General features: G+C 63.5%; 11 protein-coding genes. 1 reads left to right on the top strand and 10 read right to left on the bottom strand.

Annotated elements, in window-relative coordinates:
- Positions 1-39: 39 nt before the first annotated feature.
- The 6 genes from ccmI to BraRD5C2_RS11375 form a co-directional block, all read right to left on the bottom strand.
- A complete protein-coding gene (gene ccmI, locus BraRD5C2_RS11405) occupies positions 40-1,146 on the bottom strand; it encodes a c-type cytochrome biogenesis protein CcmI (RefSeq protein ID WP_223968363.1) in 1,107 nt (368 codons plus the stop codon).
- 456 nt (positions 1,147-1,602) lie between these two features.
- Positions 1,603-2,400 (bottom strand): hypothetical protein, encoded by a 798-nt coding sequence (locus BraRD5C2_RS11400; protein WP_223968361.1) that lies wholly within the window; start codon positions 2,398-2,400, stop codon positions 1,603-1,605.
- A 110-nt stretch (positions 2,401-2,510) separates the two neighbouring features.
- Positions 2,511-3,905, bottom strand: coding sequence for a hypothetical protein (locus BraRD5C2_RS11395; protein WP_223968359.1), 1,395 nt, complete (start codon positions 3,903-3,905; stop codon positions 2,511-2,513).
- Between the two features lie 1,006 nt (positions 3,906-4,911).
- Positions 4,912-5,082 carry a hypothetical protein gene (locus BraRD5C2_RS11385; RefSeq protein WP_223968357.1) on the bottom strand — a complete coding sequence of 57 codons (171 nt, stop codon included), beginning with the start codon at positions 5,080-5,082 and terminating at the stop codon, positions 4,912-4,914.
- A gap of 205 nt (positions 5,083-5,287) precedes the next feature.
- Positions 5,288-6,664 carry a sensor histidine kinase gene (locus tag BraRD5C2_RS11380; RefSeq protein ID WP_223968355.1) on the bottom strand — a complete coding sequence of 459 codons (1,377 nt, stop codon included), beginning with the start codon at positions 6,662-6,664 and terminating at the stop codon, positions 5,288-5,290.
- Between the two features lie 219 nt (positions 6,665-6,883).
- Positions 6,884-7,546 (bottom strand): response regulator transcription factor, encoded by a 663-nt coding sequence (locus BraRD5C2_RS11375; RefSeq protein ID WP_163154879.1) that lies wholly within the window; start codon positions 7,544-7,546, stop codon positions 6,884-6,886.
- Positions 7,547-7,891: 345 nt separating this feature from the next.
- On the opposite strand from BraRD5C2_RS11375, the gene BraRD5C2_RS11370 reads away from it, so the two are divergent.
- Positions 7,892-8,275 (top strand): VanZ family protein, encoded by a 384-nt coding sequence (locus BraRD5C2_RS11370; RefSeq protein ID WP_223968353.1) that lies wholly within the window; start codon positions 7,892-7,894, stop codon positions 8,273-8,275.
- A gap of 192 nt (positions 8,276-8,467) precedes the next feature.
- Here BraRD5C2_RS11370 and galE read toward each other — a convergent pair whose 3' ends face one another.
- From galE to BraRD5C2_RS11350, 4 genes are all read right to left on the bottom strand, one after another.
- A complete protein-coding gene (galE, locus tag BraRD5C2_RS11365; RefSeq protein WP_223968352.1) occupies positions 8,468-9,463 on the bottom strand; it encodes a UDP-glucose 4-epimerase GalE in 996 nt (331 codons plus the stop codon).
- 180 nt (positions 9,464-9,643) lie between these two features.
- Positions 9,644-10,273 carry a transglutaminase-like cysteine peptidase gene (locus BraRD5C2_RS11360; RefSeq protein ID WP_223968351.1) on the bottom strand — a complete coding sequence of 210 codons (630 nt, stop codon included), beginning with the start codon at positions 10,271-10,273 and terminating at the stop codon, positions 9,644-9,646.
- Between the two features lie 327 nt (positions 10,274-10,600).
- Positions 10,601-11,263: a ParA family protein gene (locus BraRD5C2_RS11355; protein WP_223968350.1), complete on the bottom strand. Its 663-nt coding sequence runs from the start codon at positions 11,261-11,263 to the stop codon at positions 10,601-10,603.
- Positions 11,264-11,278: 15 nt separating this feature from the next.
- A complete protein-coding gene (locus tag BraRD5C2_RS11350) occupies positions 11,279-12,514 on the bottom strand; it encodes a glycosyltransferase family 4 protein (RefSeq protein WP_223968349.1) in 1,236 nt (411 codons plus the stop codon).
- Between the last annotated feature and the right edge of the window lie 9 nt (positions 12,515-12,523).

Raw genomic sequence — 12,523 nt, 5'->3', positions numbered from 1 at the left:
ATCAGCCGAAAACCGCTGCACATGTTTCGGCATCATGCGTTATCCATCCAGTCCGAGACTCTTCAGCCCCTCATTGAGCTGACGCAACCGGTCCGCATTATTGCCCACCGCCTGACGGGCATCCGCGAGCGCGCTGATCGCCTTGTCGCGCTCGCCCATCACGAGATAGGCGCGGACCAGCCGCAGCCAGCCCTCGACGTCGTCGCCGTTGGTCTTCAGCCGCGTCGCCAGCCGATCGACCATACCCTTGATCATGGTGCCGCGATCGGCCTCGCTCATGTCCTTGGCCGCCGCCACCGCGCCATCCGGCAGCGCGGGTGCGCTGACGCCACCGACCCGAACCAGCGCAGCCTGCACCAGCGGCCGCCACGGCGCATCCGACGGCGCCTTCGCCAGCATCTTCTGCCAGAGCGCAGCGGCGTCGGCCTTGCGGCCGTCCTGCTCGGCGGCGAGGCCGAGGAAATAATTGGCCTTGGCGTCGTCGCCATTCAGCGCGACCGAGCGCTCGAACTCCGCCTTGGCGTCGGCAGTGACGACGCCACCGGCGCTCCCCATCAACGCCTCGCCGAGATCGGCGCGGCGATCGGCATTGTCGCCAGCATAGGTGATGGCATTGCGATAGGCACGGACGGCATCATCGTAGCGGCCGAGGCGCGACAGCACCGGCGCCAGCACCGTCCAGCCGCGGCCGTCGGTCGGATTCTTCTCCAAATGAGCCTCGACCTGCGCGACCAGATTGGTGAGCGGCTGGTTGGCATCGGCCACCTGGCTGCGCTCGGCGAGCGGAAAGTCGCCAAGACGCGGCGAGCCGAGCGCGAGATAGAAGCTGGAGGCAATCACCGGCAGCCCAACCAGGGCCACGACCGCGGCAGCGCGCCGCAGCGTGATGCTGCCTGTCACCGGGGCGTCACGTCCGCTCTGGTCGGCGGCAGCCAGCAGCCGGCGGCTGATCTCGATCCGCGCGGCATCGGCCTCGGCGGCGCCGATGATGCCTGAGGCCATATCGCGGTCGATTTCGGCGAGCTGGTCGCGGTAGACCACGACCTCGCTGCCCCCGCTATCCGCCCGTCCGCGGCGGCTGAGCGGCCACAGCACGGCAAAGATCGCCGCGACCGTCATCAGCGCGAACACAAACCACAGCGTCATCAAGCGGTTCCCGGATGGAACGGCGGCTTCAGGCAAGCCGCCTTAGAATCGCTTTACACTACCGGCGCCAAGCCCGGCAATTGACAATTGCTGGATCGACCGAAGGTCGAAATCAGCCGGTCTCCGGTGCCGTTCCGGCGGTATTGCAACGGCGTCGCCGGGCGAAAAGGCGCATACGACCAAAATATCGAAAACAACCCCATGCACAGTAGCCGGCGGGCGCCCGCTGGCGCTCGAATGCCGACTTGACACGTCGGGCAAATCAGCGCCACACTTCCATTATTCCGAAATTGCGCAAATGCGTGCCGTCCCGACTTGGCGGCCTCGTCGGCTTGCCGTCGAAAACGCTCAGGACCTACGCTTGATCCATGAGATTGTCCGGCGGTGCTTCCCGTCAGGGCGCGACTGTGCGATCGAATGCACTGTCACCGTAATCCCCCAAGCAGCGCTTGCTTGTTATCGCATCGTCTCAAACGACGCAGCAACAACATCAAACAGTTCAATGTTGGCTCGAATTCCAAGAACTTCGTCGCTGGCATCCCCGCCGCCGCTGTACAATCGACTCCCGTAAACAAGCCGATCAAACGGATCGTTACCTCTCAATTCAAAAGCACATTCTGGATCGCTCTCATGGAATATCCAGAAAACCAACGGGTCCCCTACGCGCTTGGGATCGCCCCCAAGATCCAGTCCAACCTCGAAGATGAGACCGCAACCCAGCTTCTTTTGCCAGCGGTTCCGGCGACGCTTGAATGCGAGCGCGGTGCAGAATTGGTCGACGAGCGGAATGACCCCCCTCTTTTTTCCCGTCCATCCCGTCGTCTGGATCTCTAAACACTCCCTTTCGCGCTTTCTCCAACCCCTAATGGCGATTAATTCGTGCTCTCTAAATTCCCGATCATGCCAGTACTTCCTGAAATGCTCGAGCAGGCATCTGACAGGAGGTCCATTCGGAACATCCGCGTGAGGAAAATCTTTGCGGGCGAACAGCTCATCCAAGAAGGCCGAGCGATATCGCGGCTCAATGCGAAATGTCCTGTTGTCCGAATTCACCTTTCCAACGGCTCGCATCGTCTCCATCGCTACCTCATCCCAATAGCGATTAAGCAAGTCCGCTTGGCCTGCTCCGCAGAACTCGATCATCCTGTTCTGCCACGCAGCCGGCATCAAGAAGCCGCGCGCTTCAAACGCAAGCTGCGTCGAAACTCGGCCTGGCCAGTTTTCCAAGACATCAAAAATAGGGTGATCGTCCATTCAGTTAAGTCTCATGGGGATTACGGTGACACTTGGCTTCTCGTTGGCGATTGAGTGCATTGTCACCCAAATTCTTGCCGTCGAGAATGCCCGCGAATTGCGCGGTCTCGCTACCCCGCGCGCGAGGACTTCCGTTCGCCGGTGACGGCGTTTTCGGCCGCCCGGTTCATCAGGGAGGCGTAGTCGTGGCCGAACAGCACTTCGCAGAAGCGGATCGCGGCCTTGACCTGCTGCTGGCGGAAAGTGCGGACCCGGGCGTCGCCGCCGCGCAGCGACTGCACCAGCCCCTCGGTCGACTGCTCGACATAATGTTGCAGGTCCGAGAAGGTCCGCAGCGTCACCTCGTTGATGGCGAGCTCGCTGGCATAGGTGCGGCACACCGCGACGAAATCGATCAGGGCGGCGGCGTCCTCGACCTCGGACGCATCGATCTTGGCGCCGGCCGTAATGTCCTTGTCGGCACGCTGGCGCAGGATGCGGCGGACCCGGCCCGGCACGCTGTCGATCTCCGATTGCAGCGCGTTGGAGGTATCGGCGCGCACCGAGGTGAGCTGGCGGCCCCAGGTGGAGTCGTTGCGCAGGTCGAGTTCGGTGCGCAGGCCGCGGACCCCGTCATGCAGGGTCTTGAGCTGGTCGCCGACATAATCGAAATGCCCGCGCTTGATGTCGGTGCGCAGACAGGCCGCGACGAATGACAGGTCGTGCAGCGCGATGGTGACGGCGATGCCGTACGGCGTGGCCGCGACCCGCAGCTCGTCGTCGGAGGCCGCCATCTTGATGGCGAGGCGGATGATCTGCCATGGCGCGGCGAGCCGCTGCGTAATCAATGACAGCGCGAACGGCAGCAGCTGCGGCGTCTGCAGCGACGGCAGCTTGAGCGCCTCCATCGCCGAGGCGATCTGGGAATCGGAAAACACGCGGATCTGGCTCGGCAGCCGGCTGCCGAGAGTTTCCAGGGCTTCACGGGCCTGCAGGACGAGGCCGATCGGCAGCAGGTCCTCGACAACGCTCGGCGGGCCCACGCGCGCCAGCGCGCGCTGACGGTCGTCCTGCGTCGGCCCAGCGACCTTGAGGATGGCTTCCGCGGCCGCAAGCTGGAACCTGCGCGCGGCGATCTCCATCGGACCGCTCTCCGTGGCCGACGCCAGCGCCGTCTCGAATTCGCGGGCGGGCTCGGGCGCACCTTCGCGGGCGAGCCACTGCCAGATCGGCAACAGGGACGCACGCCGGAGCTGGCCGGCACGGGTCGGGAAATTGGTCTCGGCAAGGAACGGCTCGAGCGGCCGGAACAGCAGCCGTGCCGGATCGTCGCTGCGCGGCTGGATCTGCTCGTCCTGCTCGGCCCCGCGCACGATCTTGCGCAGCTGTTCCAGGACCAGATTGGCGACCGCGACGTCATCACCGCGTTCGACCGCGCGCTCCAGCTCGCGCATCAGCAGCGCCTGCGATTGCGGCGGAAGCTGCGCGAGATAATCCGTCAGGCGCTCGATCGATTTCTGGCTCATGCCCGGTCGTGAAAGCTAGGTGCCCGGCAAACGCCGCAGCCCGTCCGCCCGCGATGATAGAGGTGGGCGCGTTAAGAAGCCGTTTAGGAATATTGACGGCAACGCCGCCCAAAAGGCTGCGCAGCATCCGTATGCCAAATCGCATATGATGTCTGCGACGATTGTCCGCGAGCTCCCCTCGCCTCTCCCGCTTGCGGGTGCCGTCCCAATGCGGGCACTCGCTCCGGGAACCAGGACACTTGTCAAACACCCGGGAAAGCGTGGCAGTTTATTTGCGTACGATTCACACAGGTGATTTCTGAAACCACCCGCTGATTCGATCCTTTCGCGACTGGGCAGGGCGTTTCATTAAGATCAAATTACAGCCCGGAAGGGGCCGCCAATTATCGGCAACCGGCGGCTCGGCGTGAGAATGGGAATAAGAACGGCTCCGGCATTACCTCCAAGGGTGCTGGGGCCGTTCGTTTGCGCGCCACAGGAACGAGGCGTGCGGGCTGGCGATTGTTTAGGTCTGGCGTCCCCGTCGGGTCCGTCGGATGACGTCTGTCAACTCGGTCCCGGCTTGCCCCCTCGCTTGGGCCGTTTCTTTTTCACGGCTAGGAACATCCCCCGGTGACAAAGGACTTCTGCGGCGCGTCAACAATTCAGCGCGATCCCGCCTGCTGCGTTGGAGCAAGCATATTATGCTGTTTGTGTACGACGCGATTGATGGCGACGTCGGCAAAGAGTCCTTAGGTCGTGGATGATTGAAGCCCCCCAGCGCGCAGCCATTCGGTCATGCTGGCGCCAGCCTCAGCTTGCCGGGCTAACTTCAGGAGCGCTTCTCTCTCGATACCCGGGGCGTGCGCTGCGGCCTGTTCGCGTAGCTCTCTAGCTCTCTCAAAAAGGCGCGCTTCAAGTGAATTGGTGTGTCTGACCCGACGTCGAATTTGGCCCATGTGACCTTTTTCCTCGCTCAGTTCCTTACGGGAACGGGGCTGTAAATCCACATGGGAACGCAAAGTTCCTATCCTGCTTCCTTCATGGTTCGCTCGACCTCATCGGCCAGCGTCCGGTGATGTGCGGCCAACCTGGCGAACAGTTCTTTCTTGGCCTTATTGGTCGCCAGCTTGCTGATTAGCTCGCACTCTTCCGCCTCGACGCGAAGCTTCTCCAAGTGCGCCTGCATGTCCTTCATGGGCAGTCTCCCAAGATCGGGGGATGATTGCACGCGCACTCCGTTCACCCACGGAGAAGCCCCGGATTGGATCTAAATCCTTTGATCTAGATCAGGGGCAAGAACAGATGGCGTCCCATCCGGGGCTTAAATACGGACGGCGCCTACGAGCGGAAGCGGGAGCGCACCGCCTTCGCGATCGCATGCAACCGAATTCCATCATGCCCTACACCGCCGGCAGCATGAGTTCGGCCCGCAGACCACCGATCGGCGCGTCATTCAGGGCGAGCTTGCCGCCATAGAGGCCGGCGAGATCGGTCACGATCGAAAGACCGAGGCCCGAGCCGGGCTTCGATTCGTCGAGCCGCTGGCCGCGCCGCGACACCTGGGCGCGTTCGGCCTCCGACAGGCCGCGCCCGTCGTCGTCGACCACAATGCGCAGCCTGGGACCCGCGCCCGACGCCTCCGGCGGGACCACGCTGACTTCGATGAACACCTGCGACGCCGCCCATTTGCAGGCGTTGTCGACGAGATTGCCGACCATCTCCTCGAGGTCCTGTCGCTCGCCGCGAAACCGCGCCGCCGGGTCGGCCTTCGCCTCGATCGCGAGGTCGCGATCGCGATGGATCTTCTCCATGGTCCGGCGCAGCGCCTCGATGACAGGGGCGACGTCGGTGATGGTGCTGACGATGGTAGCCCGGGCGGCGATCCGCGCGCGCTCGAGGTGATGCGCGACCTGGTCACGCATCAGGTCGGCCTGCTCCAGCACCTTGCTCGCGAAGGGATCGCCGGCATGCGTGCCCGCTTCGTTCACGATCACCGACAGCGGCGTCTTGATCGCATGGGCGAGATTGCCGACATGGGTGCGCGAACGCTCGACAATCTCCCGGTTGGCATCGATCAGCGCGTTGGTCTCGCGCGCCAGTGGCGCGATCTCGACCGGAAACTGGCCCTCCAACCGCTCGGCGCGGCCGGAGCGGATATCGGCGATCGAATCCGAAATGCGCTTCAGCGGCGCAAGGCCGTAGCGCACCTGGAAGATCGTGGTCAGCAGCAGCACGATGCCGAGGGCGGCGAAGGTGCCGCCGAGGTAATAGTCGAAGCTGCGCGTCTCATCGAATATCTCGGTGGCATCGCCGGCGACGCTGACCAGGAACCTGCCGTCGGCCCCGAGATCGACCGGCCGCTCGACCACGCGCAGGCTTTGGCCTTCGGGTCCATCGACATAGCCGAGCCGGACCCCGGCGGCGGTCAGGTCGGCGCCGTGCTCCTCGAGCTTCGGCAGCTTCTTGTCCCACAGCGAACGCGAGGCACGGGTTTCGCCCTTCTCGGTATCGGTGCGGGTGATCTGCCAGTACCAGCCCGACAGCGGAAGGTCGAACAGCGGCTCGCCGAGCGACTGGAACTGGCGGTCCGCCGGCTCGTCCGGCGTCGCCACCTCCGCGATCAGGGTGCGCAGATAGAGATTGAGCCGCCGGTCGAAGGCGCGCTCGGTGGCGTCGCGATAGACCGACGAAAGGATGACGCCGGTGATCGCCAGGATCACCACCACCCAGGCGGTCGCCGAGACGAACAGGCGCGTCGCAAGCGAGCTGCCGCCCATCAGAGCACGGGCTCGAACGGCGTGTCAGCGGCAACAGACGTCAGGGATTCAAACATTGGCGAATCCAGTTCTCCCGGCGCGGATCATGCCAATGCCCGTGTACGCCGATCAAGCGCTCTAAGAACATGATCCGATTGAACAGGATATGCTCTCATCCTTTTGTTTGGTCGTGTTTTCTTCACGCGAGCGAACTGGTTATCCACTTCGCTCGAAAACGCTTTAAGTCGGCGGCGACAGCATGTAGCCGAGGCCCCGAACAGTCTGGATAATATCGACTTCCAGCTTCTTGCGGATGCGGCCGACGAACACCTCGATGGTGTTGGAGTCGCGGTCGAAGTCCTGGTCGTAGAGGTGCTCGACCAGCTCGGTGCGCGAGACCACCCGCCCGGTGTGGTGCATCAGATAGTCGAGCAGGTTGTACTCGTGCGAGGTCAGCTTGATCGGGTTGCCGTTGACGGTGACCCGCTTGGTGCGGGTGTTGAGCGCCACCGGCCCGCAGACCAGCTCGACCTGGGCATGCCCGGTCGCGCGGCGCAGCAGCGCGCGGATCCGCGCCAGCACCTCCTCCAGATGGAAGGGCTTTGCGACATAGTCGTCGGCGCCGGCGTCGAACCCCTGAACCTTGTCGCTCCAGCGGTCGCGCGCGGTGAGAATCAGCACCGGCATCACCCGCTTGTTCCGCCGCCAGGCCTCCAGCACCGAGATACCGTCCATCTTCGGCAGGCCGATATCGAGCACGACCGCGTCGTAGGGCTCGCTGTCGCCAAGGAAATGCCCCTCCTCGCCGTCGAACGCCCGATCGACCACATAGCCGGCGTCCGTCAGCGCGGTGGTGAGCTGGCGGTTCAGATCCGGGTCATCCTCAACGACGAGCAGACGCACTTTAGCCTCCGAGAGTGAGCATTGCGATATTCCGGCATCAAATGAGGCTCCCGGCCGTGAACGGCCTATGAATGGAGCCACGGGCGAAACCTTATTTTTTCGTCAGGTGCACCATGCCGGGAACCCGCGCAAGCGCGACAGGTTCCCGCTGAGAGATGCGCGCCAAATGGGATTGAGTTTCAATTCAAGGTATTTAAATACCTTTTTTGGCAACAAGACGACGCGTCATGGCTGCCACAGTCGGCGGGCAAGTTAACCTTCGGCGACCATTTCCATGTCACCGGCGCGAGTGATGCGCTAATCAGCCCCGGGGGTCGTCTGCGGTACAGGACCGGGAATACTTTGTTGGAAATTTCACAGATACGGAAGTTCGGCGTGATTGCGGGCTGGCTCGCGCTTGCCTTTATCGCCTTCGTGACACTGTCGCCGATCCAGGACCGTCCGTCGTTCTTCCCCCCTCAGACCGAGCGCTTCGCCGCATATGCAGTGATGGCAACGGCCTTTGTGTTGGGTTACCCGCGGCGTACCGCGCTGATCGTGCTCTTTGTGGTCTTCAGCTCGTTCACACTCGAAGCGATGCAACTGCTGACACCGGACCGTCACGGCCGCCTGCTTGACGCGATCGTCAAGGTGTCGGGAGGTCTTGCCGGCATCGGCGCGGGTCACCTCATCCTGCTGGTGCTGCGCAGCCAGTTCGGCCGGTTGAGGTCGCGCACGGACGCAGCCTAGAGCATTTTCGGTTCTGATTGAATCAGAACCGAAGCTCTAGATTCTTGTTTTGACGCGTTTTCTTCACGCGAACCGGCGTCCACTTCGCTCGAAAACGCTCCAGTCTTCCGCCATTTTGGGCAAGATCTTCGCGCAAACGCGTTCCGCGTTTGTCGCGACGGAAAGCCGCTTCGCACCTTTCCGGATCATGCTCTATCGCCGGCGCGGATGCGCCTTCTGGTGCCACGCCCAGGCCGAGCGGATGATGTAGCCGAGATCCGATCGGCTCGCCTTGAAGCCGAGGCCGCTCTCCGATTTCGAGGGATCGGCGACCAGGATCGGCGGATCGCCGGCCCTGCGTTCGCGCACCACGCTCGGCACCGCCTCGCCGGTCTCGGCGCGGATCGCGTCGAGCACCTCACGCACCGAATAGCCGGTGCCGGTGCCGAGGTTGAACACACCGCCGGCGCTCCCCTTCAACAGCAGTTCGAGCGCCGCGATATGGGCGGCGGCGAGATCGTCGACATGGATGTAGTCGCGCACCGCGGTGCCGTCGGGCGTCTCATAGTCTTCGCCGAAGATCGCAAAGTCCGGCACATGCCCGAGCAGCGCCATCAGCGCGCGCGGAATCAAATGCGTCTCGGGATCGCGCAGCTCGCCGATGGTGCCGGATGCATCGGCGCCGCAGGCGTTGAAGTAACGCAGGCAGACCGATTTGAACTGATAGGCAGCGCGATAGTCAGCGAGGATCTGCTCGATCATGAACTTGGAGCGGCCGTAGGGATTGACGGTTGGCCCCGCGGCGCTCTCGGGAATGGGATCGCGTCCGGCATTGCCGTAGACGGCGCCGGTAGAGGAGAACACCAGGCGATCGCAGCCCACCTCGCGCATGCCGCGCAGCAGGCCGATCGTGCCGTCAACATTGTTGGTGTAGTATTTCTGCGGATCCGCGACGGACTCGCCGACTGCGCTGAACGCGGCGAAGTGCATCACGGCCAGCGCATTGTGCTCGCGGATGGTGGCGGCGATCTTGTCGTGATCGGCGACGTCGCCGGTCACGAGCGGTCCCCATTGCACGAAATTGCGATGGCCGGTGGAGAGGTTGTCATAGACGACCGGGAGAAACCCGGCCTCGGCGACGGCCTTGGCGCAATGGGATCCGATGTACCCCGCGCCGCCCGTGATGAGGATCGAACCCCTGCTCGCCATTGAAAATGCCGTCCCTGCGCGGACCGATCCCGCGCGTCACCAAACGCAGCCATCGCATGGGTACGACATTCCGTCCGGCGCGGCAAAATGACGGTGAGAATAGCGTTAAAGCCGAACGGATTTGCCGCCGCAGCGACGGTTAACGCGCCGCAAGCGGCGCGTTGGCTAACTCAGATGTTATTAGACGCCGGCCTGTGCGAGGGCGGCCCAGCGACCGGGGTTCGCCGGGGTCTGCATCCTGACCCAGCGATAGCGCGCCTGCGACCAGTTGCGGATCTGCGCGTTCAGATTGTCGAGCACGACATCACCGCCCTGGGCGCGGACAACCAGCACGAGATGATGCTCGCCCCAGGAGGTCACGACCTCGCTCAGCAGCAGGTTGCGCATCGGCCAACCGCGCGCCAGCAGCTCATGGCGCTTGCTGACGGCATAGTCGTTGCAGTCGCCGCGCGCCGGATTGATCAGCCATTCCTCGCCGGCGAGGCCGCGCTCGTTGCGCTGTGGCGCGATGCTGCGATTGACCGTGGCATTGACTTCGATCAGGTCGGCCATGCGCTGCTTGGTCAGACGTGTGGCGCCGCCGCGGAACACCATGCGGGCGCGCGGCTTCTGCTTGCATTCGTCGGCATAGCGCATGCAGAACATCATGTAGGCCATCGGCGCCAGCGTTGGCTCGCTGAAGCGGATCTTCTCGACCATGCCGCGCAGCGGCAGCGGCGAGCCGATCATCGCAGCCTGCGTGTGCTGGGCGCTGGTCCCGAGCGCGACGATGGCCAGCAGCAGGGCCATCACTTTCTTGACGTTGTACATTCTTCACTCCCCACAGTGAGAGGAAGCATGTACGGGAAATGTCTTGAGCTTAGGCTCAAGCGCGCGGCGGCATTTGCCTCAAATGCCGAGAGGCGCGCGAGCAGTCCGTTAACCAAAAAAGGTTCGCGCGCCGGCAAGTCTTTCGGCTGCCGAACGATAACGCGCGTGCAGGCCGACGGATCGCGACTCCATCGCGCTTGCGGGCCATTTCTCCTGCGGTCTCAGCGGACGCCGCCGTCAGACGAAGGGGCCGTTGCGGCGCGGGATTTCTTGTTCGCATGCAGGCATGGTTAGCCTGATGTGAAGCGGCCGGAGCGCTCGGCCAATCTAGACCGTCACGCGCTGCCGGGGTGCGATCCCGCACCAGTTCATGACGAGATCGGCGAGCGTCTTGATCTCGATATCCGCGGGCGTGCCGCTGGCGAAATCGGCAACCGATTGTCCCAGCGCGACGGCGCGAACATAGGCCGAGCGGCTTCCGATCATCGGCCCGATCTCTTCGTCGAGCGTATCCAGCTCCTCGATCAGTTGCTGGCCTTCCAGCGTGCGCTGGTCGACGCGGTTCGGCACGATCATGGCACGGAGCGCCGTTCGTCGCGCTGCACGCACCTCACGCACGATGTCGAGCGTCCGCGCAGTGGCCTCGATGTCGAGGCCCGACGGCGTACACGGCATCAGCACGATATTGGCGACCGCGAGCACGGCGCCCAGCACCCGGTCGTTGGGCGCGGAATCCACGACGATGATCTGATGCGGAATCTGGCGCATCAGCTTGGCCCATTCGGCAACCGGCCGGGTTTCCGGATCAAGCTGGTAGACAGGGAACGACAAATTGCCGGGCTCGGCCCAGTGACATGCGGACGCCTGGGAGTCGGCGTCGACCAGTCCCACCAAGCCCGTACGCCGATCCAGTTCTGCGGCCAGCAAGACCGCAAGGGTCGTCTTTCCGACCCCGCCCTTGCGCTGGGCAACCGAGATGACAAGCGGCATCGCTAGCTCCTGGCGTTATCCGCCGTACGTGCGCGGTAGGACACCTTCATCGACAAGCGTCAGCATCCGGGGCAGACAGACCCGCTTTGCGTCGTAATTGTCTCGCACAAAGCTCCGCGCCTTCATCCGCATCTTCTTGAAGGTCTTCGGCCGTGACAGCACCGAGACGACCTGATCGGACAGCGCATCAATATCAAAGAACGGCGCCAGCAGGCCGTTGCCGTCCGAGATGATATCGCGAAGCGGGGCGGTGTCGGATGCCACCACCGCACATCCCGCACTCATGGCCTCCAGCAGCGACCATGACAGCACGAAGGGATAGGTCAGATAGACGTGCACCGAGGAGATCTGCAGCAGCGCGAGATACTGGTCCCGGGGAATCCGGCCGAGGAAATGCACGCGGCGCAGGTCGATGTCCAATCTGATCTCGTCCAGGAACATCGACTTCCAGCTCGAGCCCTTGGGCGGATTGGCGCCGTAGGATGTCCCGCTGCCGCCGACGATCACCACCTGCGCATTCGGCCGCGCAGCCAATATCCTCGGCAGCGATCGCATGAAGACATGGAAGCCGCGTACCGGCTCCAGATTGCGCGAGACGTAGGTGATCACCTCGTCGTCCGCCGACAGTGTCGCACCATTCGGAAGCTGAAACCTGGCGACCGGATTGGGCTTCACCTCGTCGGTGTCGACGCCCTCGTGAATGACCTCGATCTTGCTCTGAAACTCGCGGGGAAAGGTCGACCTCTGCCATGGCGTCGGCGAAACGCCGGAATCGCATTCGGTGAGCGCCAGCAGCGTCGTCGCGTTCTTCAGATGGAGTGCGACATTGCCGTCGAGGCCTGTCATCGGAAACTCGGGATCGAAGCCGACGTCCCGGCCCTCGGCGCCGTAGTAGAATTCGCAATAGAGGATGATCCGCGCTTTCGGAAACATCGTGCGCAGCGGAAGCGTCTCGCCCCAACCGGGATGCGCGAAGATCAGGTCGGGCACGAAGCCCTGCCCCGACAGCGACGACAGCGCATACAGGACCTCCTCGGCGCGCCGCGCCTCGACATCGAAGCGGCGGGCAAAGGGATGCACCATCGCGGAGTCCGACTTGGTCGTCGAATATTTCAGCAGCCGGATATCCCGCGTCGTGCTCGCGGTCGATGAACCGACCGCAACGACCTTGTTTCCGGGCTGCTCCGCGAGCGCACGCGCAATATGGCGGTACTGGGCTGGAAAGTTGTTGTGGACGAAGAGGACGTTCATTGGCGGGCG

This window comes from Bradyrhizobium sp. RD5-C2, assembly GCF_019972155.1.
Taxonomy (GTDB): Bacteria; Pseudomonadota; Alphaproteobacteria; order Rhizobiales; family Xanthobacteraceae; genus Bradyrhizobium.
This window is presented reverse-complemented; position numbering and strand designations above follow the sequence as displayed.